The organism is Enterobacter cloacae complex sp. P38RS (assembly GCF_014930775.1).
GTDB classification, from domain to species: Bacteria; Pseudomonadota; Gammaproteobacteria; order Enterobacterales; family Enterobacteriaceae; genus Enterobacter; species Enterobacter bugandensis.
This window is the reverse complement of record NZ_JADBRS010000027.1, coordinates 1-26,132: the sequence shown is the minus strand read 5'-3', so window position 1 is coordinate 26,132 and position 26,132 is coordinate 1. Positions and strand designations below refer to the sequence as shown.

At 50.8% G+C, this 26,132-nt stretch carries 47 protein-coding genes; 40 read left to right on the top strand and 7 right to left on the bottom strand.

Annotation, left to right across the window (positions count from 1 at the left end):
- From IM303_RS22070 to bfr, 3 genes are all read left to right on the top strand, one after another.
- Positions 1-82, top strand: an 82-nt coding sequence (locus tag IM303_RS22070) for a hypothetical protein (RefSeq protein WP_000340867.1), incomplete at its 5' end; no start/stop codon positions are given.
- A gap of 176 nt (positions 83-258) precedes the next feature.
- Positions 259-453: a bacterioferritin-associated ferredoxin gene (gene bfd, locus IM303_RS22065; protein ID WP_003863268.1), complete on the top strand. Its 195-nt coding sequence runs from the start codon at positions 259-261 to the stop codon at positions 451-453.
- A gap of 72 nt (positions 454-525) precedes the next feature.
- Positions 526-1,002, top strand: coding sequence for a bacterioferritin (bfr, locus tag IM303_RS22060; protein WP_028014636.1), 477 nt, complete (start codon positions 526-528; stop codon positions 1,000-1,002).
- Here bfr and IM303_RS22055 read toward each other — a convergent pair.
- Positions 986-1,459: an A24 family peptidase gene (locus IM303_RS22055; RefSeq protein WP_049000152.1), complete on the bottom strand. Its 474-nt coding sequence runs from the start codon at positions 1,457-1,459 to the stop codon at positions 986-988. The genes bfr and IM303_RS22055 overlap by 17 nt on opposite strands.
- 381 nt (positions 1,460-1,840) lie before the next feature.
- Between IM303_RS22055 and rpsJ the strand changes: the two genes are divergently transcribed.
- The 31 genes from rpsJ (at position 1,841) to IM303_RS21900 (ending at position 16,670) form a co-directional block, all read left to right on the top strand.
- Positions 1,841-2,152 carry a 30S ribosomal protein S10 gene (rpsJ, locus tag IM303_RS22050; protein WP_001181005.1) on the top strand — a complete coding sequence of 104 codons (312 nt, stop codon included), beginning with the start codon at positions 1,841-1,843 and terminating at the stop codon, positions 2,150-2,152.
- Between the two features lie 32 nt (positions 2,153-2,184).
- A complete protein-coding gene (rplC, locus tag IM303_RS22045) occupies positions 2,185-2,814 on the top strand; it encodes a 50S ribosomal protein L3 (protein WP_003863274.1) in 630 nt (209 codons plus the stop codon).
- A gap of 10 nt (positions 2,815-2,824) precedes the next feature.
- A complete protein-coding gene (gene rplD, locus IM303_RS22040) occupies positions 2,825-3,430 on the top strand; it encodes a 50S ribosomal protein L4 (RefSeq protein WP_000424395.1) in 606 nt (201 codons plus the stop codon).
- Positions 3,427-3,729, top strand: a complete 303-nt coding sequence (gene rplW / locus IM303_RS22035; RefSeq protein WP_000617546.1) for a 50S ribosomal protein L23 — start codon at positions 3,427-3,429, stop codon at positions 3,727-3,729. Before rplD ends, rplW begins: the two co-directional genes overlap by 4 nt.
- Positions 3,730-3,746: 17 nt before the next feature.
- Positions 3,747-4,568, top strand: a complete 822-nt coding sequence (gene rplB / locus IM303_RS22030) for a 50S ribosomal protein L2 (protein WP_000301859.1) — start codon at positions 3,747-3,749, stop codon at positions 4,566-4,568.
- 16 nt (positions 4,569-4,584) lie between these two features.
- Positions 4,585-4,863: a 30S ribosomal protein S19 gene (gene rpsS, locus IM303_RS22025; protein ID WP_001138117.1), complete on the top strand. Its 279-nt coding sequence runs from the start codon at positions 4,585-4,587 to the stop codon at positions 4,861-4,863.
- 14 nt (positions 4,864-4,877) lie between these two features.
- The gene (gene rplV / locus IM303_RS22020; protein WP_002919773.1) at positions 4,878-5,210 is read left to right on the top strand and encodes a 50S ribosomal protein L22; all 333 of its coding nucleotides are present in this window, start codon (positions 4,878-4,880) and stop codon (positions 5,208-5,210) included.
- A 17-nt stretch (positions 5,211-5,227) separates the two neighbouring features.
- Complete coding sequence (rpsC, locus tag IM303_RS22015) at positions 5,228-5,929, top strand: 30S ribosomal protein S3 (protein WP_000529945.1); 702 nt, start codon at positions 5,228-5,230, stop codon at positions 5,927-5,929.
- Positions 5,930-5,941: 12 nt separating this feature from the next.
- On the top strand, positions 5,942-6,352 hold the full coding sequence (gene rplP / locus IM303_RS22010) for a 50S ribosomal protein L16 (protein ID WP_002919759.1): 411 nt from the start codon (positions 5,942-5,944) through the stop codon (positions 6,350-6,352).
- On the top strand, positions 6,352-6,543 hold the full coding sequence (gene rpmC / locus IM303_RS22005) for a 50S ribosomal protein L29 (protein WP_003863282.1): 192 nt from the start codon (positions 6,352-6,354) through the stop codon (positions 6,541-6,543). Before rplP ends, rpmC begins: the two co-directional genes overlap by 1 nt.
- Complete coding sequence (gene rpsQ, locus IM303_RS22000) at positions 6,543-6,797, top strand: 30S ribosomal protein S17 (protein ID WP_008503489.1); 255 nt, start codon at positions 6,543-6,545, stop codon at positions 6,795-6,797. Before rpmC ends, rpsQ begins: the two co-directional genes overlap by 1 nt.
- 166 nt (positions 6,798-6,963) lie before the next feature.
- Complete coding sequence (rplN, locus tag IM303_RS21995) at positions 6,964-7,335, top strand: 50S ribosomal protein L14 (RefSeq protein ID WP_002919748.1); 372 nt, start codon at positions 6,964-6,966, stop codon at positions 7,333-7,335.
- 10 nt (positions 7,336-7,345) lie between these two features.
- Positions 7,346-7,660: a 50S ribosomal protein L24 gene (gene rplX, locus IM303_RS21990; protein ID WP_003863287.1), complete on the top strand. Its 315-nt coding sequence runs from the start codon at positions 7,346-7,348 to the stop codon at positions 7,658-7,660.
- A gap of 14 nt (positions 7,661-7,674) precedes the next feature.
- A complete protein-coding gene (rplE, locus tag IM303_RS21985) occupies positions 7,675-8,214 on the top strand; it encodes a 50S ribosomal protein L5 (protein ID WP_001096202.1) in 540 nt (179 codons plus the stop codon).
- A gap of 14 nt (positions 8,215-8,228) precedes the next feature.
- The gene (rpsN, locus tag IM303_RS21980; RefSeq protein ID WP_003863291.1) at positions 8,229-8,534 is read left to right on the top strand and encodes a 30S ribosomal protein S14; all 306 of its coding nucleotides are present in this window, start codon (positions 8,229-8,231) and stop codon (positions 8,532-8,534) included.
- Positions 8,535-8,564: 30 nt separating this feature from the next.
- Positions 8,565-8,957, top strand: a complete 393-nt coding sequence (gene rpsH / locus IM303_RS21975) for a 30S ribosomal protein S8 (RefSeq protein WP_006178918.1) — start codon at positions 8,565-8,567, stop codon at positions 8,955-8,957.
- A 12-nt stretch (positions 8,958-8,969) separates the two neighbouring features.
- A complete protein-coding gene (gene rplF / locus IM303_RS21970) occupies positions 8,970-9,503 on the top strand; it encodes a 50S ribosomal protein L6 (RefSeq protein WP_003863296.1) in 534 nt (177 codons plus the stop codon).
- 9 nt (positions 9,504-9,512) lie between these two features.
- On the top strand, positions 9,513-9,866 hold the full coding sequence (gene rplR / locus IM303_RS21965; protein ID WP_003863297.1) for a 50S ribosomal protein L18: 354 nt from the start codon (positions 9,513-9,515) through the stop codon (positions 9,864-9,866).
- Positions 9,867-9,880: 14 nt separating this feature from the next.
- On the top strand, positions 9,881-10,381 hold the full coding sequence (gene rpsE / locus IM303_RS21960) for a 30S ribosomal protein S5 (RefSeq protein WP_003863299.1): 501 nt from the start codon (positions 9,881-9,883) through the stop codon (positions 10,379-10,381).
- A 6-nt stretch (positions 10,382-10,387) separates the two neighbouring features.
- The gene (rpmD, locus tag IM303_RS21955; RefSeq protein ID WP_003863301.1) at positions 10,388-10,567 is read left to right on the top strand and encodes a 50S ribosomal protein L30; all 180 of its coding nucleotides are present in this window, start codon (positions 10,388-10,390) and stop codon (positions 10,565-10,567) included.
- Positions 10,568-10,570: 3 nt separating this feature from the next.
- A complete protein-coding gene (gene rplO, locus IM303_RS21950) occupies positions 10,571-11,005 on the top strand; it encodes a 50S ribosomal protein L15 (protein ID WP_014885468.1) in 435 nt (144 codons plus the stop codon).
- A gap of 7 nt (positions 11,006-11,012) precedes the next feature.
- Positions 11,013-12,344 (top strand): preprotein translocase subunit SecY, encoded by a 1,332-nt coding sequence (gene secY / locus IM303_RS21945; protein WP_003863305.1) that lies wholly within the window; start codon positions 11,013-11,015, stop codon positions 12,342-12,344.
- 31 nt (positions 12,345-12,375) lie between these two features.
- Entirely contained in the window at positions 12,376-12,492 is a 117-nt protein-coding gene (gene rpmJ / locus IM303_RS21940) for a 50S ribosomal protein L36 (RefSeq protein ID WP_000868187.1), read from the top strand.
- A gap of 146 nt (positions 12,493-12,638) precedes the next feature.
- Entirely contained in the window at positions 12,639-12,995 is a 357-nt protein-coding gene (gene rpsM / locus IM303_RS21935; RefSeq protein ID WP_013099021.1) for a 30S ribosomal protein S13, read from the top strand.
- Positions 12,996-13,011: 16 nt separating this feature from the next.
- On the top strand, positions 13,012-13,401 hold the full coding sequence (gene rpsK, locus IM303_RS21930) for a 30S ribosomal protein S11 (RefSeq protein ID WP_003863312.1): 390 nt from the start codon (positions 13,012-13,014) through the stop codon (positions 13,399-13,401).
- Between the two features lie 32 nt (positions 13,402-13,433).
- Positions 13,434-14,054 (top strand): 30S ribosomal protein S4, encoded by a 621-nt coding sequence (gene rpsD, locus IM303_RS21925; RefSeq protein WP_004868345.1) that lies wholly within the window; start codon positions 13,434-13,436, stop codon positions 14,052-14,054.
- 25 nt (positions 14,055-14,079) lie between these two features.
- The gene (gene rpoA / locus IM303_RS21920) at positions 14,080-15,069 is read left to right on the top strand and encodes a DNA-directed RNA polymerase subunit alpha (protein ID WP_002919219.1); all 990 of its coding nucleotides are present in this window, start codon (positions 14,080-14,082) and stop codon (positions 15,067-15,069) included.
- Between the two features lie 40 nt (positions 15,070-15,109).
- Positions 15,110-15,493 (top strand): 50S ribosomal protein L17, encoded by a 384-nt coding sequence (gene rplQ, locus IM303_RS21915; RefSeq protein WP_001216368.1) that lies wholly within the window; start codon positions 15,110-15,112, stop codon positions 15,491-15,493.
- Between the two features lie 107 nt (positions 15,494-15,600).
- Complete coding sequence (locus IM303_RS21910; RefSeq protein ID WP_049000146.1) at positions 15,601-15,969, top strand: DUF1992 domain-containing protein; 369 nt, start codon at positions 15,601-15,603, stop codon at positions 15,967-15,969.
- Positions 15,970-15,971: 2 nt separating this feature from the next.
- Entirely contained in the window at positions 15,972-16,397 is a 426-nt protein-coding gene (gene zntR, locus IM303_RS21905) for a Zn(2+)-responsive transcriptional regulator (RefSeq protein ID WP_047363713.1), read from the top strand.
- Positions 16,398-16,454: 57 nt separating this feature from the next.
- A complete protein-coding gene (locus IM303_RS21900; RefSeq protein WP_045630326.1) occupies positions 16,455-16,670 on the top strand; it encodes an alternative ribosome-rescue factor A in 216 nt (71 codons plus the stop codon).
- Here the strand turns inward: IM303_RS21900 and mscL are convergent, their stop codons facing one another.
- The 5 genes from mscL to def form a co-directional block, all read right to left on the bottom strand.
- Positions 16,671-17,081 carry a large-conductance mechanosensitive channel protein MscL gene (gene mscL / locus IM303_RS21895; protein ID WP_028014631.1) on the bottom strand — a complete coding sequence of 137 codons (411 nt, stop codon included), beginning with the start codon at positions 17,079-17,081 and terminating at the stop codon, positions 16,671-16,673.
- A gap of 144 nt (positions 17,082-17,225) precedes the next feature.
- Complete coding sequence (gene trkA, locus IM303_RS21890; protein WP_014885463.1) at positions 17,226-18,602, bottom strand: Trk system potassium transporter TrkA; 1,377 nt, start codon at positions 18,600-18,602, stop codon at positions 17,226-17,228.
- A gap of 22 nt (positions 18,603-18,624) precedes the next feature.
- Positions 18,625-19,911, bottom strand: coding sequence for a 16S rRNA (cytosine(967)-C(5))-methyltransferase RsmB (gene rsmB, locus IM303_RS21885; protein WP_193360250.1), 1,287 nt, complete (start codon positions 19,909-19,911; stop codon positions 18,625-18,627).
- 52 nt (positions 19,912-19,963) lie between these two features.
- Positions 19,964-20,911, bottom strand: coding sequence for a methionyl-tRNA formyltransferase (gene fmt / locus IM303_RS21880; RefSeq protein ID WP_049000148.1), 948 nt, complete (start codon positions 20,909-20,911; stop codon positions 19,964-19,966).
- Positions 20,912-20,936: 25 nt separating this feature from the next.
- The gene (gene def / locus IM303_RS21875; protein WP_006812188.1) at positions 20,937-21,446 is read right to left on the bottom strand and encodes a peptide deformylase; all 510 of its coding nucleotides are present in this window, start codon (positions 21,444-21,446) and stop codon (positions 20,937-20,939) included.
- A gap of 128 nt (positions 21,447-21,574) precedes the next feature.
- Here def and dprA point away from each other — a divergent pair, with 128 nt between their 5' ends.
- From dprA to IM303_RS21845, 6 genes are read left to right on the top strand one after another with little or no spacing between them, the layout of a single operon-like run.
- On the top strand, positions 21,575-22,699 hold the full coding sequence (gene dprA / locus IM303_RS21870; RefSeq protein WP_049000149.1) for a DNA-protecting protein DprA: 1,125 nt from the start codon (positions 21,575-21,577) through the stop codon (positions 22,697-22,699).
- Positions 22,671-23,144 (top strand): DUF494 family protein Smg, encoded by a 474-nt coding sequence (gene smg, locus IM303_RS21865; RefSeq protein ID WP_008503477.1) that lies wholly within the window; start codon positions 22,671-22,673, stop codon positions 23,142-23,144. The genes dprA and smg overlap by 29 nt, the downstream gene beginning before the upstream one ends.
- A 26-nt stretch (positions 23,145-23,170) precedes the next feature.
- Positions 23,171-23,725 (top strand): type I DNA topoisomerase, encoded by a 555-nt coding sequence (locus IM303_RS21860; protein WP_028014627.1) that lies wholly within the window; start codon positions 23,171-23,173, stop codon positions 23,723-23,725.
- On the top strand, positions 23,718-24,290 hold the full coding sequence (gene tsaC / locus IM303_RS21855; RefSeq protein WP_045630331.1) for an L-threonylcarbamoyladenylate synthase type 1 TsaC: 573 nt from the start codon (positions 23,718-23,720) through the stop codon (positions 24,288-24,290). Before IM303_RS21860 ends, tsaC begins: the two co-directional genes overlap by 8 nt.
- 4 nt (positions 24,291-24,294) lie before the next feature.
- Positions 24,295-25,113 carry a shikimate dehydrogenase gene (aroE, locus tag IM303_RS21850; RefSeq protein WP_049000151.1) on the top strand — a complete coding sequence of 273 codons (819 nt, stop codon included), beginning with the start codon at positions 24,295-24,297 and terminating at the stop codon, positions 25,111-25,113.
- Positions 25,110-25,358 (top strand): DUF1488 domain-containing protein, encoded by a 249-nt coding sequence (locus IM303_RS21845; RefSeq protein ID WP_028014624.1) that lies wholly within the window; start codon positions 25,110-25,112, stop codon positions 25,356-25,358. The genes aroE and IM303_RS21845 overlap by 4 nt, the downstream gene beginning before the upstream one ends.
- On the opposite strand, the gene IM303_RS21840 is transcribed toward IM303_RS21845, so the two are convergent.
- Positions 25,334-25,888 carry a gamma carbonic anhydrase family protein gene (locus tag IM303_RS21840; RefSeq protein WP_028014623.1) on the bottom strand — a complete coding sequence of 185 codons (555 nt, stop codon included), beginning with the start codon at positions 25,886-25,888 and terminating at the stop codon, positions 25,334-25,336. The genes IM303_RS21845 and IM303_RS21840 overlap by 25 nt on opposite strands.
- Positions 25,889-26,132 lie beyond the last annotated feature (244 nt).

The following is a 26,132-nucleotide window of genomic DNA, read 5'->3' as shown; positions in this document are numbered from 1 at the left end:
GATGGACGACGGTCTGCGTTTCGCAATCCGTGAAGGCGGCCGTACCGTTGGCGCGGGCGTTGTTGCTAAAGTTCTGGGCTAATTAATTATCCCTGAATAAAAAAGGACGCTTCGGCGTCCTTTTTTGTTTTCTGTACCTTTCCTTGTCACAAAATTTCGCATTTTTTAACCGCTCCCGGCCCGTATCCTGGCGTATGTGCTATTGTAATCATAACCATTCTCACTTACACTTTGCGCATATTTTGAACGGGAGTCTCTATGTACGTTTGTTTATGTAATGGTGTAAGCGACAAGAAAATTCGTCAGGCCGTTCGCCAGTTTCAGCCACAATCTTTCCAGCAGCTTCGCAAATTTGTTCCGGTGGGAAATCAATGCGGTAAATGCGTTCGCGCAGCGCGTGAGATCATGCAGGACGAATTGATGCAGATCCCGGAATTCAAAGAGATCGCGTAAGCCTCTATCTTTTTTTTGACATCCCCGTAGCCCGTTCTACGCTTCAATGAGTGGAAGCGGAGGGACTATATAATGAAAGGTGATGTTAAAATCATAAGTTATCTCAATAAATTATTGGGAAATGAGCTTGTCGCAATCAACCAGTACTTTCTTCACGCGAGAATGTTTAAAAACTGGGGTCTGACACGTCTGAATGACGTTGAGTACCATGAATCTATAGATGAGATGAAACACGCCGATAAATACATCGAGCGTATCTTATTCCTTGAAGGCATCCCAAACCTGCAGGATCTCGGCAAGCTGGGCATCGGTGAGGATGTCGAAGAGATGCTGCGTTCTGACCTCCGGCTGGAGCTGGAAGGTGCGAAAGATCTGCGTGAAGCCATTGCTTATGCTGACAGCGTCCATGACTATGTGAGCCGCGATATGATGATCCAGATCCTTGCCGATGAAGAAGGCCACATTGACTGGCTGGAAACCGAACTGGATCTCATTAGCAAAATTGGCCTTCAGAACTACCTACAGTCTCAGATCAAAGTGGAAAATTAATCAGATTTTCCCATCCAACGCATAAACCCGCTGCTGCCAGAAATGGTCCAAAAGGCAGTGGGTTTTTTAATGCTCCTTTATCTGAGGTGAGAAATGAAAAAACAAGAATGCAAAGCAGCGCCATAAGCGCGGCGAGTAACGCCAGTTTAGGCAGTATGCACCAGCCATGCCACGCACCAAGTCCTGCCAGATACTTCACATCGCCATATCCCATTCCTTCCCGCCGGCAGATAAGCCGATAGCCCCAGTAAATCGTGGCAAAACCAAGATATCCAGCCACCGCTCCCATTACGGCACTCGGCAGAAAATCAGGATGGATAAAGACCTGGTAGAGCAGGCCCGTCCAGAGCAACGGGCAGAGAAATTTATCGGGCAGCAAACCGTCGCGAATATCAGCGCGTACGAGTAAGGCCGTCAGAGAAAAATAGATCATCAGGAAGGGGAGGGTGGCTAGCATGGAAAAGGCCTCAAAAGGTTTTGAGCGCATACTCGTTACAATCTGCCTGTCCGGCAACGCACAAAAACAGCAATTGCGTAGCGGCTTCAAATAAAAAAATTCAGAAAGGATATACGGCGTAAAAAGTTGCGCAGTCCTACGCATACTGAGCCTTTGACGCTTAATTTCTAAACGGCACTTGCGTCTTTCTCTGATTTACGTATAATGCGCGGGCTTGTCGTAATTGACGGCGGGTTCAATCAGAACCAGAGTAGCTCATTTTGTTACTCAACAATGCTCCCAATTGGGGGGCTACGTAAGAACGGTTACACTCTCCCATCAATCGTAATGGGTTTGAGGAGTAATCATTTTCGTTTATAAAATAATTGGAGCTCTGGTCTCATGCAGAACCAAAGAATCCGTATCCGCCTTAAAGCGTTTGATCATCGTCTGATCGATCAATCAACCGCGGAAATCGTCGAGACTGCTAAGCGCACTGGTGCGCAAGTCCGTGGTCCGATCCCGCTGCCGACCCGCAAAGAGCGCTTCACCGTTCTGATCTCCCCGCACGTCAACAAAGACGCGCGCGATCAGTACGAAATCCGCACTCACAAGCGTCTGGTTGACATCGTTGAGCCAACTGAGAAAACCGTTGATGCTCTGATGCGTCTGGATCTGGCTGCCGGTGTAGACGTGCAGATCAGCCTGGGTTAATCAGGTCATCGAGCGATTGAGAGGTTGAAACAATGATTGGTTTAGTCGGTAAAAAAGTGGGTATGACCCGCATCTTCACTGAAGATGGCGTTTCTATCCCAGTAACCGTAATCGAAGTTGAAGCAAACCGCGTTACTCAGGTTAAAGATCTGGCTAACGATGGCTACCGCGCTATTCAGGTTACCACTGGTGCTAAAAAAGCTAACCGTGTAACCAAACCAGAAGCGGGTCACTTCGCTAAAGCTGGCGTAGAAGCTGGCCGTGGTCTGTGGGAATTCCGTCTTGCTGAAGGCGAAGAGTTCACCGTAGGTCAGGACATTAGCGTTGAGCTGTTTGCTGACGTTAAAAAAGTTGACGTAACCGGTACCTCTAAAGGTAAAGGTTTTGCTGGTACCGTTAAGCGCTGGAACTTCCGTACCCAGGACGCTACTCACGGTAACTCCTTGTCTCACCGCGTTCCGGGTTCTATCGGTCAGAACCAGACTCCGGGCAAAGTGTTCAAAGGCAAGAAAATGGCAGGTCAGCTGGGTAACGAACGTGTAACCGTTCAGAGCCTGGACGTAGTACGTGTTGACGCTGAGCGCAACCTGCTGCTGGTTAAAGGTGCGGTCCCGGGTGCAACCGGTAGCGACCTGATCGTTAAACCAGCTGTGAAGGCGTAAGGGGATAGCAATGGAATTAGTATTGAAAGACGCGCAGAGCGCGCTGACTGTTTCCGAAACTACCTTCGGTCGTGATTTCAACGAAGCGCTGGTTCACCAGGTTGTTGTTGCTTATGCAGCTGGTGCTCGTCAGGGTACTCGTGCTCAGAAGACTCGTGCTGAAGTAACTGGTTCTGGCAAAAAGCCATGGCGCCAGAAAGGTACCGGCCGTGCGCGTTCAGGTTCTATCAAGAGCCCGATCTGGCGTTCAGGTGGCGTGACCTTCGCTGCGCGTCCACAGGACCACAGTCAAAAAGTTAACAAAAAGATGTACCGCGGCGCGCTGAAAAGCATCCTGTCCGAACTGGTACGTCAGGATCGTCTGATCGTTGTCGAGAAGTTCTCTGTTGAAGCGCCTAAAACTAAGCTGCTGGCACAGAAACTGAAAGACATGGCTCTGGAAGATGTGCTGATCATCACCGGTGAGCTGGACGAGAACCTGTTCCTGGCCGCACGTAACCTGCACAAGGTTGACGTACGCGATGCGACTGGTATCGACCCGGTTAGCCTGATCGCCTTCGACAAAGTCGTAATGACTGCTGATGCTGTTAAGCAAGTTGAGGAGATGCTGGCATGATTCGTGAAGAACGTCTGCTGAAGGTGCTTCGCGCACCGCACGTTTCTGAAAAAGCGTCTACTGCGATGGAAAAAACAAACACCATCGTTCTCAAAGTTGCTAAAGACGCGACCAAAGCAGAGATCAAAGCTGCTGTGCAGAAACTGTTTGAAGTCGAAGTCGAAGTCGTTAACACCCTGGTAGTTAAAGGGAAAGTTAAACGTCACGGACAGCGTATCGGTCGTCGTAGCGACTGGAAAAAAGCTTACGTCACCCTGAAAGAAGGCCAGAACCTGGACTTCGTTGGCGGCGCTGAGTAAGTCGGAGGAGTAATACAATGGCAGTTGTTAAATGTAAACCGACATCTCCGGGTCGTCGCCACGTAGTTAAAGTGGTTAACCCTGAGCTGCACAAGGGCAAACCTTTTGCTCCGTTGCTGGAAAAAAACAGCAAATCCGGTGGTCGTAACAACAATGGCCGTATCACCACTCGTCACATCGGTGGTGGCCACAAGCAGGCTTATCGTATTGTTGACTTCAAACGCAACAAAGACGGTATCCCAGCAGTTGTTGAACGTCTTGAGTACGATCCGAACCGTTCCGCGAACATCGCGCTGGTTCTGTACAAAGACGGCGAACGCCGTTACATCCTGGCCCCTAAAGGCCTGAAAGCTGGCGACCAGATTCAGTCTGGCGTTGATGCTGCAATCAAAGCAGGCAACACCCTGCCGATGCGCAATATCCCGGTTGGTTCTACCGTTCATAACGTAGAAATGAAACCAGGTAAAGGCGGTCAGCTGGCACGTTCCGCTGGTACTTACGTTCAGATCGTTGCGCGTGACGGTGCTTATGTCACCCTGCGTCTGCGTTCTGGTGAAATGCGTAAAGTCGAAGCAGACTGCCGCGCTACTCTGGGCGAAGTTGGCAATGCTGAGCATATGCTGCGCGTTCTGGGTAAAGCTGGTGCTGCACGCTGGCGTGGTGTTCGTCCTACCGTTCGCGGTACTGCGATGAACCCAGTCGACCACCCACATGGTGGTGGTGAAGGTCGTAACTTTGGTAAGCACCCGGTAACTCCGTGGGGCGTTCAGACCAAAGGTAAGAAGACCCGCAGCAACAAGCGTACTGATAAATTTATCGTACGTCGCCGTAGCAAATAATTTTAGAGGATAAGCCATGCCACGTTCTCTCAAGAAAGGTCCTTTTATTGACCTGCACTTGCTGAAGAAGGTAGAGAAAGCGGTGGAAAGCGGAGACAAGAAGCCCCTGCGCACTTGGTCCCGTCGTTCAACGATCTTTCCTAACATGATCGGTTTGACCATCGCTGTCCATAATGGTCGTCAGCACGTTCCAGTCTTTGTTACCGACGAAATGGTTGGTCACAAACTGGGTGAATTCGCACCGACTCGTACTTATCGCGGCCACGCTGCTGATAAAAAAGCGAAGAAGAAATAAGGTAGGAGGAAGAGATGGAAACTTTAGCTCAACATCGCCATGCTCGTTCTTCTGCACAGAAGGTTCGCCTTGTTGCTGACCTGATTCGCGGTAAGAAAGTGTCGCAGGCCCTGGACATCCTGACCTATACCAACAAGAAAGCTGCGGTATTGGTCAAGAAAGTACTGGAATCTGCCATTGCTAACGCTGAACACAACGATGGCGCTGACATCGACGATCTGAAAGTCGCGAAAATTTTCGTAGATGAAGGCCCAAGCATGAAGCGCATTATGCCGCGTGCGAAAGGTCGTGCAGATCGCATCCTGAAGCGCACCAGCCACATTACTGTGGTTGTGTCCGATCGCTGAGACTCTGGAGACTAGCAATGGGTCAGAAAGTACATCCTAATGGTATTCGCCTGGGTATTGTAAAACCATGGAACTCTACCTGGTTTGCGAACACCAAAGAATTCGCTGACAACCTGGACAGCGATTTTAAAGTACGTCAGTACCTGACTAAGGAACTGGCTAAAGCGTCTGTATCTCGTATCGTTATCGAGCGTCCAGCGAAGAGCATCCGTGTGACTATTCACACTGCTCGTCCTGGCATCGTTATCGGTAAGAAAGGCGAAGACGTAGAAAAACTGCGCAAGGTCGTAGCGGATATCGCTGGCGTTCCTGCACAGATCAATATCGCTGAAGTTCGTAAGCCTGAACTGGACGCTAAATTGGTTGCTGACAGCATCACTTCTCAGCTGGAACGTCGTGTTATGTTCCGTCGTGCTATGAAGCGTGCTGTACAGAACGCAATGCGTCTGGGCGCTAAAGGTATCAAAGTTGAAGTTAGCGGCCGTCTGGGCGGCGCGGAAATCGCACGTACCGAATGGTACCGTGAAGGTCGCGTACCGCTGCACACTCTGCGTGCTGACATCGACTACAACACCTCTGAAGCGCACACCACTTACGGTGTAATCGGCGTTAAGGTATGGATCTTCAAAGGTGAGATCCTGGGTGGTATGGCTGCTGTTGAACAACCGGAAAAACCGGCTGCTCAACCTAAAAAGCAGCAGCGTAAAGGCCGTAAATAAGGAGCGTCGCTGATGTTACAACCAAAGCGTACAAAATTCCGTAAAGTGCACAAAGGCCGCAACCGTGGTCTGGCGCAGGGTACGGATGTTAGCTTCGGCACTTTCGGTCTGAAAGCTGTTGGCCGTGGTCGTCTGACTGCACGTCAGATCGAAGCAGCACGTCGTGCAATGACCCGTGCAGTTAAGCGTCAAGGTAAGATCTGGATCCGTGTATTCCCGGACAAACCGATCACCGAGAAGCCACTGGAAGTTCGTATGGGTAAAGGTAAAGGTAACGTGGAGTACTGGGTTGCCTTGATCCAACCGGGCAAAGTCCTTTATGAAATGGACGGTGTTCCGGAAGAGCTGGCCCGTGAAGCCTTCGGCCTGGCAGCAGCGAAACTGCCTATCAAAACCACCTTTGTAACTAAGACGGTGATGTAATGAAAGCAAAAGAGCTGCGTGAAAAAAGCGTTGAAGAGCTGAACGCTGAGCTGCTGAACCTGCTGCGTGAGCAGTTCAACCTGCGCATGCAGGCTGCAAGTGGCCAGCTGCAACAGACTCACCTGCTGAAGCAAGTGCGTCGCAATGTTGCACGCGTTAAGACTTTACTGACTCAGAAGGCGGGTGCGTAATGACCGATAAAATCCGTACTCTGCAAGGTCGTGTTGTTAGCGACAAAATGGAGAAATCCATTGTTGTAGCTATCGAACGTATTGTGAAACACCCGATCTACGGTAAATTCATCAAGCGTACGACCAAACTGCACGTACATGACGAGAACAACGAATGTGGTATCGGCGACAAGGTTGAAATCCGTGAATGCCGTCCACTGTCCAAGACTAAGTCCTGGACGCTGGTTCGCGTTGTAGAGAAAGCGGTTCTGTAATACAGTACGCCTTCTCAATACGAATAAACGGCTCAGCGATGAGCCGTTTATTTTTTCTACCCATATTGCAGAAGCGGTGTTATAATGCCGCGCCCTCGATATGGGGCTTTTTAACGGCTCTGATTTTAGAGTCTCAGGTAGTAGTTGACATTAGCGGAGCACTAAAATGATCCAAGAACAGACTATGCTGAACGTCGCCGACAACTCCGGTGCACGTCGCGTAATGTGTATCAAGGTTCTGGGTGGCTCGCACCGTCGCTACGCAGGCGTAGGCGACATCATCAAGATCACCATCAAGGAAGCAATTCCACGTGGTAAGGTCAAAAAAGGTGATGTGCTGAAGGCGGTAGTGGTGCGCACCAAGAAGGGTGTTCGTCGCCCTGACGGTTCTGTCATTCGCTTCGATGGTAATGCATGCGTTATTTTAAACAATAACAGCGAGCAGCCTATCGGCACGCGTATCTTTGGGCCGGTAACTCGTGAACTTCGTACTGAGAAGTTCATGAAAATTATCTCTCTGGCACCAGAAGTACTCTAAGGAGCGAATCATGGCAGCGAAAATCCGTCGTGATGACGAAGTTATCGTGTTAACCGGTAAAGATAAAGGTAAACGCGGTAAAGTAAAAAATGTTCTGTCTTCCGGCAAACTTGTCGTTGAAGGTATCAACCTGGTTAAGAAACATCAGAAGCCGGTTCCGGCCCTGAACCAACCAGGCGGCATCGTTGAAAAAGAAGCTGCTATTCAGGTTTCTAACGTTGCAATCTTCAATGCGGCTACCGGTAAGGCTGACCGTGTAGGCTTTAGATTCGAAGACGGCAAAAAAGTCCGTTTCTTCAAGTCTAACAGCGAAACTATCAAGTAATTTGGAGTAGTACGATGGCGAAACTGCATGATTACTACAAAGACGAAGTAGTTAAGAAACTCATGACCGAGTTTAACTACAATTCTGTCATGCAAGTCCCTCGGGTCGAGAAGATCACCCTGAACATGGGTGTTGGTGAAGCGATCGCTGACAAGAAACTGCTGGATAACGCAGCAGCTGATCTGACAGCAATCTCCGGTCAAAAACCGCTGATCACCAAAGCACGCAAATCTGTTGCAGGCTTCAAAATCCGTCAGGGCTATCCGATCGGCTGTAAAGTAACTCTGCGTGGCGAACGCATGTGGGAGTTCTTTGAGCGCCTGATCACTATTGCTGTTCCACGTATCCGTGACTTCCGTGGCCTGTCCGCGAAGTCTTTCGACGGTCGTGGTAACTACAGCATGGGTGTCCGTGAGCAGATCATCTTCCCAGAAATCGACTACGATAAAGTCGACCGCGTGCGTGGTTTGGATATTACCATTACCACTACTGCGAAATCTGACGAAGAAGGCCGTGCTCTGCTGGCTGCCTTTGACTTCCCGTTCCGCAAGTAAGGTAGGGTTACTGAATGGCTAAGCAATCAATGAAAGCACGCGAAGTAAAGCGCGTAGCTTTAGCTGATAAATTCTTCGCTAAACGCGCTGAACTGAAAGCGATCATTTCTGATGTGAACGCTTCCGACGAAGATCGTTGGAATGCGGTTCTCAAGCTGCAGTCTCTGCCGCGTGATTCCAGCCCGTCTCGTCAGCGTAACCGCTGTCGTCAAACAGGTCGTCCACATGGTTATGTGGGCAAGTTTGGGTTGAGCCGTATCAAACTGCGTGAAGCCGCCATGCGCGGTGAAGTGCCAGGCTTGAAAAAGGCTAGCTGGTAATTACCAATTGAATCACGGGAGTAAAGACAGATGAGCATGCAAGATCCGATCGCGGATATGCTGACCCGTATCCGTAACGGTCAGGCCGCGAACAAAGTTGCGGTCACCATGCCTTCCGCCAAGCTGAAAGTGGCAATTGCCAACGTGCTGAAGGAAGAAGGTTTTATCGAAGATTTTAAAGTTGAAGGCGACACCAAGCCGGAACTGGAACTTACTCTCAAGTATTTCCAGGGTAAAGCTGTTGTAGAAAGCATTCAGCGTGTCAGCCGCCCAGGTCTGCGCATCTATAAGAAAAAAGATGAGCTGCCAAAAGTTATGGCTGGCCTTGGTATCGCAGTTGTTTCTACCTCTAAAGGTGTTATGACTGATCGTGCAGCGCGCCAGGCTGGTCTTGGTGGCGAAATTATCTGCTACGTAGCCTAATCGGAGGAAAGAATGTCTCGTGTTGCTAAAGCACCGGTCGTTATTCCTGCCGGCGTTGATGTAAAAATCGACGGTCAGGTTATTACGATCAAAGGTAAAAACGGCGAGCTGACTCGTACCCTCAACAAAGCTGTTGAAGTTAAACATGCAGATAACGCTCTGACCTTCGGTCCACGTGATGGTTTCGTGGATGGATGGGCTCAGGCTGGTACCGCGCGTGCCCTGCTGAACTCAATGGTTGTTGGTGTTACCGAAGGCTTCACTAAAAAGCTTCAGCTGGTTGGTGTAGGTTATCGTGCAGCTATCAAAGGGAATGCAGTAGGCCTGTCTCTGGGCTTCTCACACCCTGTTGAGCATCCGCTGCCGGCCGGTATCACTGCAGAATGTCCGACTCAAACTGAAATCGTGCTGAAAGGCGCTGATAAACAGCTGATCGGTCAGGTTGCAGCAGATCTGCGCGCCTACCGTCGTCCTGAGCCTTACAAAGGCAAGGGTGTTCGTTACGCCGACGAAGTCGTGCGTACCAAAGAGGCTAAGAAGAAGTAAGGTAACACTATGGATAAGAAATCTGCTCGTATCCGTCGTGCGACCCGCGCACGCCGCAAGCTCAAAGAGCTGGGTGCAACTCGCCTGGTGGTACATCGTACCCCGCGTCATATTTACGCACAGGTAATTGCACCGAACGGTTCTGAAGTTCTGGTAGCTGCTTCTACTGTAGAAAAAGCTATCTCAGAACAATTGAAGTACACCGGTAACAAAGACGCCGCTGCAGCTGTAGGTAAAGCTGTTGCAGAACGCGCTCTGGAAAAAGGCATCAGCAATGTTTCCTTTGACCGTTCCGGGTTCCAATATCATGGTCGTGTCCAGGCACTGGCAGATGCTGCCCGTGAAGCTGGCCTTCAGTTCTAAGGTAGAGGTGTAAGATGGCTCACATCGAAAAACAGGCTGGCGAACTGCAGGAAAAGCTGATCGCGGTAAACCGCGTATCTAAAACCGTTAAAGGTGGTCGTATTTTCTCCTTCACAGCTCTGACTGTAGTAGGCGATGGTAACGGTCGCGTTGGTTTTGGTTACGGTAAAGCGCGTGAAGTTCCAGCAGCGATCCAGAAAGCGATGGAAAAAGCCCGTCGCAATATGATTAACGTCGCGCTGAACAACGGCACCCTGCAGCACCCAGTTAAAGGTGTTCACACGGGTTCTCGTGTATTCATGCAGCCAGCTTCAGAAGGTACCGGTATCATCGCCGGTGGTGCAATGCGCGCCGTTCTGGAAGTTGCTGGGGTTCATAACGTTCTGGCTAAAGCATATGGTTCCACCAACCCGATCAACGTGGTTCGTGCAACTATTGATGGCCTGGAAAATATGAATTCTCCAGAAATGGTCGCTGCCAAGCGTGGTAAATCCGTTGAAGAAATTCTGGGGTAATTGACCATGGCAAAGACTATTAAAATCACTCAAACCCGCAGTGCAATCGGTCGTCTGCCGAAACACAAGGCAACGCTGCTTGGCCTGGGTCTGCGTCGTATTGGTCATACCGTTGAGCGCGAGGATACTCCTGCTGTTCGTGGTATGGTCAACGCGGTTTACTTCATGGTTAAAGTTGAGGAGTAAGAGATGCGTTTAAATACTCTGTCTCCGGCCGAAGGCTCTAAAAAGGCGGGTAAACGCCTGGGTCGTGGTATCGGTTCTGGCCTCGGCAAAACCGGTGGTCGTGGTCACAAAGGTCAGAACTCTCGTTCTGGCGGTGGCGTACGTCGCGGTTTCGAGGGTGGCCAGATGCCACTGTACCGTCGTCTGCCGAAGTTCGGCTTCACCTCTCGCAAAGCAGCGATCACAGCGGAAATCCGTCTGTCTGACCTGGCGAAAGTTGAAGGCGGCGTTGTAGACCTGAACACGCTGAAAGCGGCTAACATTATCGGTATTCAGATCGAGTTCGCGAAAGTGATCCTGTCTGGTGAAGTTTCTACTCCGGTAACTGTTCGTGGCCTGCGTGTTACTAAAGGTGCTCGTGCTGCTATCGAAGCTGCTGGCGGTAAAATTGAGGAATAAGTAGCAGATGGCTAAGCAACCGGGATTAGATTTTCAAAGTGCCAAAGGTGGATTTGGCGAGCTGAAACGCAGACTGCTGTTTGTTATCGGCGCGCTGATTGTGTTCCGTATTGGCTCTTTTATTCCGATCCCTGGTATCGATGCCGCTGTACTTGCCAAACTGCTTGAGCAACAGCGAGGCACCATCATTGAAATGTTCAACATGTTCTCTGGTGGTGCTCTCAGCCGTGCTTCTATCTTTGCTCTGGGTATTATGCCGTACATTTCGGCATCGATTATTATCCAGCTGCTGACGGTCGTTCATCCGGCCCTGGCAGAGCTGAAGAAAGAAGGGGAGTCTGGACGTCGTAAGATTAGTCAGTACACCCGTTACGGTACTCTGGTGCTGGCAATATTCCAGTCGATCGGTATTGCTACCGGTCTGCCGAATATGCCTGGTATGCAGGGCCTGGTGTTAAACCCAGGCTTTGCATTCTATTTCACCGCTGTTGTTAGTCTGGTCACAGGGACGATGTTCCTGATGTGGCTCGGCGAACAGATTACTGAGCGTGGTATCGGTAACGGTATCTCAATCATTATCTTCGCCGGTATCGTTGCGGGACTCCCGCCGGCCATCGCCCATACTATCGAGCAAGCGCGTCAAGGCGACCTGCACTTCCTCCTGTTGCTGTTGGTTGCAGTATTAGTATTTGCAGTGACGTTCTTTGTTGTCTTCGTTGAACGTGGTCAACGCCGCATTGTGGTGAACTACGCTAAGCGTCAGCAGGGTCGTCGTGTCTATGCTGCACAGAGCACACATTTACCGCTGAAAGTGAATATGGCGGGGGTTATCCCGGCTATCTTCGCTTCCAGTATTATTCTGTTCCCGGCAACCATCGCGTCATGGTTCGGGGGCGGTACTGGTTGGAACTGGCTGACAACAATTTCGCTGTATTTGCAGCCTGGGCAACCACTTTATGTGTTACTCTATGCGTCTGCGATCATCTTCTTCTGTTTCTTCTACACGGCGTTGGTCTTCAACCCGCGTGAAACAGCAGATAACCTGAAGAAGTCCGGTGCATTTGTACCAGGAATTCGTCCGGGAGAGCAAACGGCGAAGTATATCGATAAAGTAATGACCCGCCTGACTTTGGTTGGTGCGCTTTATATTACTTTTATCTGCCTGATCCCGGAGTTCATGCGTGATGCAATGAAAGTACCGTTCTACTTCGGTGGGACCTCACTGCTTATCGTTGTTGTCGTGATTATGGACTTTATGGCTCAAGTGCAAACTCTGATGATGTCCAGTCAGTATGAGTCTGCATTGAAGAAGGCGAACCTGAAAGGCTACGGCCGCTAATTGGTCGCCTGAGAAGTTACGGAGAGTAAAAATGAAAGTTCGTGCTTCCGTCAAGAAATTATGCCGTAACTGCAAAATCGTTAAGCGTGATGGTGTCATCCGTGTGATTTGCAGTGCCGAGCCGAAGCATAAACAGCGCCAAGGCTGATTATTTCGCATATTTTTCTTGCAAAGTTGGGTTGAGCTGGCTAGATTAGCCAGCCAATCTTTTGTATGTCTGTACGTTTCCATTTGAGTATCCTGAAAACGGGCTTTTCAGCATGGTGCGTACATATTAAATAGTAGGAGTGCATAGTGGCCCGTATAGCAGGCATTAACATTCCTGATCAGAAACATGCTGTGATCGCATTAACTTCGATCTACGGCATCGGCAAGACCCGTTCTAAAGCCATCCTGGCTGCAGCGGGTATCGCTGAAGATGTTAAGATCAGTGAGCTGTCTGAAGGACAAATCGACACGCTGCGTGACGAAGTTGCCAAATTTGTCGTTGAAGGTGATCTGCGCCGTGAAATCAGCATGAGCATCAAGCGCCTGATGGATCTTGGTTGCTATCGCGGTTTGCGTCATCGTCGTGGTCTGCCAGTGCGCGGTCAGCGTACTAAGACCAACGCACGTACCCGTAAGGGTCCGCGCAAACCGATCAAGAAATAATCGGGGTGATTGAATAATGGCAAAGGCACCAGTTCGTGCACGTAAACGTGTAAGAAAACAAGTCTCTGACGGCGTGGCTCATATCCATGCTTCTTTCAACAACACCATCGTTACTATTACTGATCGTCAGGGTAACGCATTGGGTTGGGCAACAGCCGGTGGTTCCGGTTTCCGTGGTTCTCGCAAATCCACTCCGTTCGCAGCTCAGGTTGCAGCAGAGCGTTGCGCTGAAGCCGTAAAAGAATACGGCATCAAGAATCTGGAAGTTATGGTTAAAGGTCCGGGTCCGGGTCGTGAATCTACTGTTCGCGCTCTGAACGCCGCTGGTTTCCGCATCACGAATATTACTGATGTGACTCCGATCCCTCATAACGGTTGTCGTCCGCCGAAAAAACGTCGCGTATAACGCTCGTTTTTTAGGTTAGTTGGAGATAGAAAATGGCAAGATATTTGGGTCCTAAGCTCAAGCTGAGCCGTCGTGAGGGCACCGACTTATTCCTTAAGTCTGGCGTTCGCGCGATCGATACCAAGTGTAAAATTGAACAAGCTCCTGGCCAGCACGGTGCGCGTAAACCGCGTCTGTCTGACTATGGTGTGCAGTTGCGTGAAAAGCAAAAAGTTCGCCGTATGTACGGTGTGCTGGAGCGTCAGTTCCGTAACTACTATAAAGAAGCAGCACGTCTGAAAGGCAACACAGGTGAAAACCTGCTGGCTCTGCTGGAAGGTCGTCTGGACAACGTTGTATACCGTATGGGCTTCGGCGCTACTCGTGCTGAATCACGTCAGCTGGTTAGCCACAAAGCAATCATGGTAAACGGTCGTGTTGTTAACATCGCTTCTTATCAGGTTAAAGCGAATGACGTTGTTAGCATTCGTGAGAAAGCGAAAAAGCAATCTCGCGTGAAGGCCGCTCTGGAGCTGGCTGAGCAGCGTGAAAAGCCAACCTGGCTGGAAGTTGATGCTGGCAAGATGGAAGGTACGTTCAAGCGTCAGCCTGAGCGTTCTGATCTGTCTGCGGACATTAACGAACACCTGATCGTCGAGCTTTACTCCAAGTAAAGCTTAGTACCAAAGAGAGGACACAATGCAGGGTTCTGTGACAGAGTTTCTAAAACCGCGCCTGGTAGATATCGAGCAAGTGAGTTCGACGCACGCCAAGGTGACCCTTGAGCCTTTAGAGCGTGGCTTTGGCCATACTCTGGGTAACGCACTGCGCCGTATTCTGCTCTCATCGATGCCGGGTTGCGCGGTGACCGAGGTTGAGATTGATGGTGTACTTCATGAGTACAGCACCAAAGAAGGCGTTCAGGAAGATATCCTTGAAATCCTGCTCAACCTGAAAGGGCTGGCGGTGAGAGTTCAGGGTAAAGATGAAGTTATTCTTACTCTGAATAAATCTGGCATTGGCCCTGTGACTGCAGCCGACATCACCCACGACGGTGATGTTGAAATCGTCAAGCCGCAGCACGTGATCTGCCACCTGACCGATGAGAACGCAGCTATTAGCATGCGTATCAAAGTTCAGCGCGGTCGTGGTTATGTGCCGGCTTCTGCCCGAATTCATTCGGAAGAAGATGAGCGCCCAATCGGCCGTCTGCTGGTCGACGCATGCTACAGCCCTGTAGAGCGTATTGCCTACAATGTTGAAGCAGCGCGTGTAGAACAGCGTACCGACCTGGACAAGCTGGTCATCGAAATGGAAACCAACGGCACAATCGATCCTGAAGAGGCGATTCGTCGTGCGGCAACCATCCTGGCAGAACAACTGGAAGCTTTCGTTGACTTACGTGATGTACGTCAGCCAGAAGTGAAAGAAGAGAAACCAGAATTCGATCCGATCCTGCTGCGCCCTGTTGACGATCTCGAATTGACTGTCCGCTCTGCTAACTGCCTCAAGGCAGAAGCTATCCACTATATCGGTGATCTGGTACAGCGTACCGAGGTTGAGTTGCTGAAAACGCCGAACCTGGGTAAAAAATCTCTTACCGAGATTAAAGACGTGCTGGCTTCACGTGGTCTGTCTCTGGGCATGCGCCTGGAAAACTGGCCACCGGCAAGCATTGCTGACGAGTAACCGGATCACAGGTTAAGGTTTTACTGAGAAGGATAAGGTCATGCGCCATCGTAAGAGTGGTCGTCAACTGAACCGCAACAGCAGCCATCGCCAGGCTATGTTCCGCAACATGGCAGGTTCACTGGTTCGTCATGAAATCATCAAGACGACCCTGCCTAAAGCGAAAGAGCTGCGTCGCGTAGTTGAGCCGCTGATTACTCTTGCCAAGACTGACAGCGTTGCTAATCGTCGTCTGGCATTCGCCCGTACTCGTGATAACGAGATCGTGGCAAAACTGTTTAACGAACTGGGCCCGCGTTTCGCGAGCCGTGCCGGTGGTTACACTCGCATTCTGAAGTGTGGTTTCCGTGCAGGCGACAACGCGCCGATGGCTTACATCGAGCTGGTTGATCGTTCAGAGAAAGCAGAAGCTGCTGCAGAGTAATCTGCAGTAACGTAAAAAAACCCGCCTCGGCGGGTTTTTTTATATCCGCATTATCCCCACTTCTCTACAATACCTGTATCAATTTTGTTCATCCCCTGGAGCTGATGATGTGGTTGCTTGACCAGTGGGCAGAACGCCATATTCGCGATGCCCAAAATAAAGGCGATTTCGACAATCTTTCCGGGAGCGGCGAACCTCTTGAACTGGAAGATGATTCGCATATTGCGCCTGAACTCCGGGCTGGATACCGTTTGCTAAAAAATGCTGGCTGCCTCCCGCCCGAGCTTGAGCAGCGCAGAGAGGCTGTTGAACTTGTCGATCTGCTAAAAGGGATCCGTCAGGACGATCCTCGACATAAAGAACTTAGCCGCAGGCTTGCTCTGATAGAGCTCAAGCTGCGCCAGGCAGGAATGAGCACGGAATTCCTGCATGGGGAATACGGTGAAATAGTGATGAAGAAGATAAACGAGGAGTAGCGATGTACCGTATCGGTGAACTTGCAAAGCTCGCGAACGTAACGCCGGACACTATCCGATATTACGAAAAGCAGCAGATGATCGATCATGAGGTACGCACGGAAGGCGGCTTTCGGCTTTATACCGATAACGATCTGCAACGTCTGAGATTCATACGCTACGCCCGACAGCTTGGCTTCACGCTCGATTCGATCCGCGAGTTATTATCGATCCGCATCGATCCTGAGCATCACACTTGTCAGGAATCCAAAAGCATCGTGCAAGCCCGGCTTGATGAAGTTGAAGCCCGTATTCTGGAACTGCAAGCCATGCAGCGCTCTTTGCAAAGGTTAAATGATGCCTGCTGCGGAACGGCTCATAGCAGTATTTATTGTTCAATTCTGGAAGCCCTTGAACAGGGAGCCAGTGGAGAAACTCGGGGATGTTGATTTTTAATCTACTCGGGTCTAGACTTCCGTCGTCATAAACCATGCTCAGGAGAAATTATGAGCCGCTATCAGCACACGAAGGGACAAATTAAAGATAATGCCATCGAGGCTTTACTTCACGACCCGCTTTTTCGACAGCGCGTTGAAAAGAATAAAAAAGGAAAGGGGAGTTATCTGCGTAAAGACAAACATGCAAAACGGGGTAACTGGGAGGCCAGTGGCAAGCAAGCGAATCGCTTATTTACCACTGGCCTTCCTGTTTTTAACTGCTGATTAAACGCGGTTATTCTGCTCTTTTAACAGATCGCGAATTTCACTCAGTAACACTTCTTCTTTCGTTGGTGCAGGCGCTGCTGCAGGCTCTTCTTTTTTACGGTTGAGCCGGTTAATCAGCTTGATAGCCATAAAGATTGCAAACGCCACAATCACGAAATCAAATACGTTCTGGATAAACACGCCGTAGTGCATTACAACTGCCGGGATATCACCCTGGGCTTCACGCAGTGTGAACGCGAACTGTTTGAAATCAATGCCCCCGATTAGCAGCCCTAAAGGTGGCATGATGATGTCCGCTACTAATGATGAAACAATCTTGCCGAATGCCGCACCAATAATGACACCCACTGCCAAATCAACCACGTTCCCGCGCATCGCAAATTCGCGAAATTCTTTAATAAAACTCATTATGTTCTCCTTGTGCCAGCTGACGACTATAAGTTTAACAAATGATTAGCCAATTGCCATTCGGGATAATTAAACGTTATGAAAATAAAAGGCACAGAAATAAAGAGGGTAAAGTGCGGGGGCTCTATTGAGAGCCCCGACGTTTTAAAGGAAGAATGGACTAGGCTGGAATAAACGTTCGACGTCGGTAATAAATTTTTTATCGGTAAGGAACATAATTACGTGGTCGCCTTGCTCAATACGCAAATTATCATTGGCGATCATAACGTCATTCCCGCGCACTACGGCGCCGATAATAGTGCCCGGCGGCAGCTTAATTTCGTCGATGGCGCGGCCCACAACGCGTGACGTGGTTTCATCTCCATGAGCTACCGCTTCAATGGCTTCTGCCACCCCGCGACGCAGAGATGAAACGCCGACAATGTCCGCTTTACGTACATGGCTCAGCAGAGCGGAAATGGTCGCCTGCTGCGGTGAAATGGCAATATCAATAACGCTGCCCTGAACCAGGTCGACATACGCCTTGCGCTGGATAAGCACCATGACCTTCTTTGCTCCCATACGTTTGGCGAGCATGGCGGACATAATATTCGCCTCGTCATCGTTGGTGACGGCAATAAAGAGATCAACTTGATCAATATGCTCTTCAGCCAATAATTCCTGATCCGACGCGTCGCCATAAAATACGATCGTATTTTGCAGTTTTTCCGCCAGCTCAGAAGCACGCTGTTGATCGCGCTCGATCAATTTCACGCTGTAGTCTTTTTCCAGCCTTCGCGCCAGGCCCGCGCCGATATTGCCACCGCCGACTAGCATAATGCGTTTATAAGGCTTTTCGAGACGCTGCAACTCACTCATCACCGCACGAATATGCTGAGAGGCCGCAATGAAGAAGACCTCATCCCCCGCTTCGACAATCGTGGAGCCTTGAGGGCGAATAGGTCTGTCGTGGCGGAAAATGGCGGCGACGCGCGTATCGATATGCGGCATGTGCTCACGCATTGTGGAAAGCGCATTGCCGATCAACGGGCCGCCGTAATAGGCCTTAACGACGGCAAGACTGACCTTACCTTCGGCAAAGTTCACCACCTGCAGTGCGCCTGGATATTCGATCAGACGATAGATATTGTCGATAACCAGCTGTTCTGGCGCGATGAGATGGTCAATAGGAACCGCTTCTGAATTAAAGAGCTTCTCAGCATCGCGGACATAGTCCGGAGAACGGATGCGCGCGATTCGGTTAGGGGTGTTGAAAAGCGAGTAGGCCACCTGACAGGCCACCATATTGGTTTCGTCAGAACTGGTCACCGCAACGAGCATGTCTGCATCGTCGGCGCCCGCCTCGCGTAGCACGCGCGGGTGTGAGCCATGGCCCTGCACAACGCGAAGGTCAAATTTGTCCTGTAAAACGCGCAGACGATCCCCGTTGGTATCAACGATTGTGATGTCGTTGTTTTCGCCAACCAGGTTTTCCGCCAGCGTTCCGCCCACTTGTCCTGCGCCCAGAATGATAATTTTCATATCTCGTGACCTGTTCTCAACATCACTCTTTGATTAGCTTAGCGTAAAAGAAGCCATCGCCTTCTTCCGCGCCCGGCAGGTTTTGCTGGCCCGGGCATTCAGGTGTTCCCGTATCGCGCAGCGTTGCGTCCGGGGTACGTTTAAGGAAGGCCGCGATTTGCTGGCTGTTTTCTTCTGGCAATACGGAGCAGGTTGCATAAACCAGCGTGCCGCCGGGTTTAAGATGTGGCCAGATTGCGTCAAGTATGTCCGATTGCAGTTGGGCAAGTTCCTTGATATCGCGATCGCGGCGCAGCCACTTGATATCCGGATGGCGACGAATCACGCCTGTTGCAGAGCAGGGCGCATCCAGCAAAATGCGGTCAAACTGGGTTTCACCACACCATTCTGCGGGCTTGCGTCCGTCGCCCTGCTTAACCTGAGCCTTCATGCCCAGACGCTTGAGGTTGTCGTAGACGCGTGACAGGCGCTGCTCATCGACATCCACGGCCATTACGCTGGCCTGCGGAGCCACTTCAAGAATGTGCGTTGTTTTTCCGCCAGGCGCGGCGCAAAGATCGAGGAGCTGTTCCCCGTTTGCTGGTTCAAGCCAGGTCATGCAACCCTGAGCCGAGGCATCCTGTACGGTCACCCAGCCTTCATCAAAACCAGGTAAAGCATGTACCGGTGCAGGGGAGGCTAAACGCACGGCGTCCGGATAGGCTGCATGCGTAAATCCACTCATTCCGGTTTCTTCCAGTAATGCCAGCCATGCGTCACGGGTGTGGTGATTACGGTTGACGCGTAACCACATCGGTGGGCGTTGATTATTCGCTTCGGCAATGTTTTGCCACTGCTGCGGATACGCTTTTTTAAGGCGATTCAGCAGCCAGTCTGGGTGCAGAAAACGTGTTTCGCTTTGTGCAAATTCAGCCAGTAGCTCATCCTGCTGACGCTGGAACTGACGCAGTACGCCGTTGATCAGCCCTTTCAACTGAGGGCGTTTAATCGCAACGGCACCTTCCACCGTTTCAGCCAGCGCGGCGTGAGGTGGAATGCGGGTATGAAGAAGCTGATAAAACCCCACCATGATCAAATAATGTACGGTGCGCTGTTTGCCTGTCATTGGGCGCGACATCAGCTTATTAATGAGCCACTCAAGCTGAGAAAGGGTGCGCAGGACGCCAAAGCAGAGTTCCTGGAGCAGAGCTTTGTCTTTATCAGATACCTTTTGTTGCAGGGGAGGCAGGATGTTACTCAATGACTGGCCCTGCTCGATAACCTGCTTAACGGCTTTGGCCGCCATACTGCGTAGATTTTGTTTTTTCATAACTATAAAAATAAAAATGCCCGGAAACACCGGGCTTTAAGCATATATTGGATTAGGCAAGACGATTACCAGGTATAAACCATTCGCGACGGGAATTTAATAGATCCTGAGCGCTCATGGCTTTCTTACCGGCCGGTTGCAGCGATTCAAGATTCAGGATCCCTTCTGCTGTCGCAACCTGGATACCGTTCTTGCTGGCGTCGATAATCGTGCCGGGTTCAGCAGCCGTATTGCCATTAATGACTGACGCTTTCCAGACTTTCACTGGCTGCTCATCAATCTCCATCCAGCTCATCGGCCACGGATTAAAAGCGCGGATGCAGCGTTCAAGTTGAGCGGCAGACAAGGACCAGTCGAGCCGGGCTTCTTCTTTACTCAGTTTTTCAGCATACGTCACCAGCGCCTCATCCTGAACTTCCGGTTTCGCCGTATTGTCAGCAAGCTGCTGCAGCGTCTCGATAAGCCCTTGCGGACCAAGGCTTGCAAGTTTGTCATACAGCGTAGCGCTGGTATCGTCTGCAGTAATAGGGCACGCCAGTTTATGCAGCATGTCGCCAGTGTCTAAACCTATGTCCATCTTCATGATTGTGACGCCGGTTTCAGCATCCCCCGCCCACAGGGAGCGCTGGATAGGTGCCGCACCACGCCAGCGCGGGAGCAAGGAGCCGTGCACGTTGATACAACCCAGACGAGGCATATCAAGCACCGCTTTTGGCAGAATTAAACCGTAAGCCACCACGACCATTACGTCGGCGTTCAGGTCAGCAACCAGCTGCTGATTTTCCTGAGGGCGTAAGGATGCGGGCTGGAAAACAGGAAGCCCATGCTCTTCTGCCAGCACCTTTACCGGGCTCGGCATCAGTTTTTTACCGCGACCAGCCGGACGGTCCGGCTGGGTAAAGACGCCGACAACCTGGTGACCAGAAGATAACAGCGCGTCAAGATGACGCGCTGCAAAATCAGGGGTTCCCGCGAAGATAATACGTAGTGTTTTAGACACGATGATCCTTGTATCCGGGGGGACGTTATGCGCGAGAGCGCAAACGATCCAGTTTCTCTACTTTTTGACGAATACGCTGCTGTTTCAACGGCGAGAGGTAATCGATAAACAGCTTACCGACCAGATGATCCATCTCATGCTGAATGCAAATTGCCAGCAGGTCATCTGCTTCCAGTTCGAACGGATTACCGTCACGATCCAAAGCGCGAATTTTCACTTTTTCGGCACGTGGCACCAAAGCGCGCTGTTCCGGAATAGAAAGACAACCTTCCTCAATGCCCGTTTCACCGCTCTTCTCAAGCAATTCAGGGTTGATCAGCACCAGACGCTCATCGCGATTTTCAGAAACGTCGATCACGATAATACGTTTGTGAATGTCTACCTGCGTCGCCGCCAGGCCAATGCCTTCTTCGGCGTACATGGTATCGAACATATCATCAACGATACGCTGGATTTCTGCATTCACTTCTTTAACCGGTTCAGCGACGATGCGAAGGCGCTCGTCCGGAATATGTAACACTTGCAAAACTGCCATAAATTTCCAGAGTCGTGTTCAGGAGTTGATAAGAATATTACTTCTATTCTAGACAAATCCCGGGTCGATTGACAGCATCAGTGACCAATCGCAATGATTGCGCAGGCCGCTTATGGCAGGGGGAAAGGATGACGTCTATCGAGATATGGCTACGGCTAATACACACAGGTTCATTATGTGGCGATGGAATGCTGGAAGCGGCTGCACGGCTGCACAAGCAAAAAAATATCGATGCTTCCGCTGTCAGAGACGCCGGGCTGTCAGCAAAACAGGCTGAACGGTTCTTTGCCCCAGATGAGGGCGAGCTGGAGCGTAGTCTGGTGTGGCTTGAGCAGCCGGGAAATCATTTATTGACGGCAACCCATCCACTTTATCCTCCTTTACTTCGAGCAATTCCTGATTATCCCGGTGCTTTATTCGTAAAAGGTAACCCTGAAACGCTTAATGCTACCCAGCTGGCGGTCGTGGGTAGCCGTGCGCCGTCATGGTATGGAGAACGATGGGGGAAAATTCTGTGCGAACAACTTTCGCAAAGTGGTTTCACAATCACCAGCGGACTGGCCTGCGGTATAGACGGTGTTGCTCACAACGCCGCGCTGTCTGTAAAAGGGCGTAGCGTGGCCGTACTGGGGAACGGCCTGTTTAGCATTTATCCCCGTCGGCATCAGGCGCTGGCTATGCGGCTTATCGAAGCTGACGGGGCGATAGTGTCTGAGTTCCCTCTTTCGGCGCAGCCCCGGCCGGCAAACTTTCCGCGTCGTAATCGAATCATCAGCGGGCTTAGCCAGGGTGTATTGGTCGTTGAAGCTGCAGTGCGAAGCGGCTCGCTGGTCACTGCACGATGCGCGCTCGATCAGGGGAGGGAGGTTTTCGCCTTACCCGGCCCGATTGGTAACCCGGGGTGTGAAGGACCACACTGGCTGATAAAGCAGGGTGCGACGCCGGTAACAGAAGCGCGGGACATTCTTGAAAATTTGCAATATGGCTTGCAATGTCTGCAGGAAGATCCCGAAAAGCGACATTATTCATCAGATCAGGGAAAGGTGGCATTGCCATTTCCCAAGCTCCTGGCTAACGTAGGAGATGAGGTAACACCTGTTGACGTTGTCGCTGAACGTGCCGGCCAACCTGTGCCAGTAACGGTAGCACAGCTACTCGAACTGGAGTTAGCAGGGTGGATCGCAGCTGTACCCGGCGGCTATGTCCGATTAAGGAGGGCATGCCATGTTCGACGTACTGATGTATTTGTTTGAGACTTACATCCATAACGAAGCAGAAATGCGAGTGGATCAGGACAAATTGACACAGGATCTTACCGATGCGGGGTTTGAGCGGGAAGATATCTATAATGCGTTGATGTGGCTGGAAAAACTGGCTGATTATCAGGAAGGCCTCGCCGAACCGATGCAGCTTGCTTCTGACCCGTTGTCAGTACGCATTTATACCGCAGAAGAGTGTGAAAGGCTGGACGCCAGCTGCCGGGGATTCATCTTATTCCTTGAGCAGATTCAGGTGCTAAACCTCGAAACGAGAGAAATGGTGATAGAGCGTGTCATGGCGCTGGATACGGCAGAATTTGAACTGGAAGATCTGAAATGGGTGATTCTGATGGTTCTGTTTAATATCCCGGGCTGTGAAAATGCCTATCAGCAAATGGAAGAATTACTCTTTGAAGTGAATGAAGGTATGCTGCATTAATTCTATGTGTAGCACCAAGAGTTGTTATGGCCAAATCAGCACTATTCACGGTGCATAAAAACGAGCCCTGCCCGCAGTGCGGGGCTGAACTTGTTATTCGGTCCGGGAAACACGGCCCGTTTCTCGGTTGTTCACACTATCCGGAATGTGATTATGTCCGTCCTCTGAAAAGCCAGGCGGATGGACATATCGTCAAAATTCTGGAAGGACAGCTATGTCCTCTTTGTGGTGGTGAACTAGCGCTACGTCAGGGCCGTTTCGGTATGTTTATTGGCTGTAGCCGTTATCCGGAATGTGAGCATACGGAACAAATTGATAAGCCTGATGAAACGGCTATTGCGTGTCCTCAGTGTCAGCGCGGTCAGTTGGTACAGCGCCGTTCCCGCTATGGTAAGACCTTCCATTCCTGCGATCGCTACCCTGAATGCCAGTTCGTTATCAATTTCAAACCGGTAGCGGGCGTCTGCCCTCATTGCAACTATCCGCTACTTATCGAGAAGAAAACGGCGCAAGGTATGAAACGCTTCTGCGCCAGCAAACAATGTGGAAAGCCGGTAACGGCGGATCAAAATAGTGAATAATAACCTGCCATCAGGCTCCATTGCGCATGCTGTGGACGTGCTGAAAAATGAAAAAGTCATCGCCTATCCAACTGAAGCTGTTTTTGGGGTCGGTTGCGATCCTGACAGCGAGACGGCTGTGAGCCGCCTGCTTGCCTTAAAACAAAGACCCGTAGAGAAAGGGTTGATTTTGATAGCTGCGAATTACGAGCAGCTTAAGCCCTACATTGATGACTCTATGCTGACACCGGCGCAACGCGAGACTATTTTCTCCGCATGGCCAGGACCGGTGACCTTTGTTTTCCCTGCGCAGCCGACAACACCGCGCTGGCTGACCGGACGCTTTGATTCCCTCGCCGTTCGCGTCACCGATCATCCTCTGGTGGTTGAGCTTTGCCTGGCATTTGGTAAACCGCTGGTCTCAACCAGTGCCAACCTGACCGGCTTGCCACCTTGTCGTACAACCGAAGAAGTGCTGGCACAGTTCGGAAATGACTTCCCGGTTGCTGTTGGAGAGACGGGAGGGCGCCTGAATCCGTCTGAAATTCGCGACGCTTTGACCGGCGAACGTTTTCGCCAGGGGTAATCTCATGGAAACCTATGCTGTTTTTGGTAATCCGATTGCACACAGCAAGTCACCGCTGATCCATCAGCAATTTGCGGAGCAGCTGCAGATAAATCATCCCTATGGCCGCGTACTGGCACCGGTAGATGCATTTATTCCAACGCTCGAGGCTTTTTTCGCCGCAGGTGGCAAAGGTGCGAATGTGACGGTTCCTTTTAAAGAGGTAGCTTTCGAACGTGCTGATGAACTGACCGAGCGCGCTTCTCTTGCTGGTGCAGTAAATACCCTAAAACGGCTTGAGGACGGACGTCTTCTGGGCGACAACACTGATGGAATAGGTTTGCTGAGCGATCTGGAACGACTGTCGTTTATTAAACCTGGGTTCCGGGTCCTGCTGATTGGTGCGGGTGGCGCATCGCGGGGAGTACTGTTACCTCTGCTTTCTCTGGACTGTGCGGTGACCATTACCAACCGAACTTTTTCCCGGGCAGAAGCGCTGGCGGCGTTGTTTGCGCATACCGGCAGCGTAAGTGCGGTAGCGCTTGACGATCTTGCCGAACGTGAGTTCGATCTTGTCATTAATGCCACATCCAGCGGCATCAATGGCGAAATCCCGGCGATCCCCGCTTCGCTGGTCAGCGCGCACATGTACTTCTATGACATGTTCTATCAGAAAGGGAATACGCCCTTCCTGAACTGGTGCGAACAACACGGTGCGAAACAGTTAGCCGATGGGCTGGGAATGCTGGTGGGGCAGGCTGCGCATGCGGTACTGCTCTGGCACGGGGTGTTGCCTGCAGTCGAGCCGGTCATTGAAAAGCTAAAGCAGGAGCTTTCGGCGTGAATCAGGCTATTCATTTCCCGGACAGAGAGAGCTGGGATGAGCATAAGCAGGCGGTCTGTTTTCCAGTGCTGGTGCAGGGTATGCAGCTTACCTGTGCCATCCATGGAGAAGCGCTGTTACATCGTTTTGGCGGCACAGACCCGATAGCCGTTTTTTGCGAAAATCGCTGGGATCTGGAAGAGGAAGCCAGCGATTTAATCCGCGAGCAGCAGGAAGACGATCAGGGTTGGGTTTGGTTATCCTGATCCAAATAGTCATTCTTCCATTTTACGTAGTTGTTCGCCGAGTATTTTAATCCTTCGATCTCTGCCTCCTTCAGGGGGCGGATCTGTTTTACCGGGCTTCCCAGATAGAGATAACCACTTTCCAGACGTTTGTTCTGCGGAACCAGGCTACCGGCCCCAATCATTACGTCTTCTTCTACTATCACGCCATCCAGCAAAATCGATCCCATGCCAACAAGCACCCGATTACCGATAGTGCAGCCGTGAAGCATCACTTTATGTCCGACGGTAACATCTTCTCCAATGATGAGGGGATTGCCCTCCGGGTTATAAGAGGATTTGTGCGTAACATGCAGAACGCTACCGTCCTGAATATTGGTACGGGCACCGATCGACACATAATTTACATCTCCCCTGATGGCGACGAGCGGCCAGATACTGACGTCATCGGCCATTCGGACATCACCAATGACCACGCTGGTGGCATCGATCATCACGCGATCGCCTTTTTGGGGGAACAGATCTTTATAAGGGCGTAACACTGCAGACATAACTACCTCTAAGGATGAGCGCTATACGGAAGACTTGATCATATTATTGGATCGAGGCAAGGCAAAATGCGTCAATATTTAAGCAGATCGGGCGGGATTTCAGCGAAAAGCGCGGAAAATCAGCAGTCGAAAAAAAAGATCTAAAAAACACTTGTGCTAAAAATTGGGATCCCTATAATGCGCCTCCATCGACACGGCGGATGTGAATCACTTCACAGTTAACCCGGTCGGTTGAAGAGAAAAA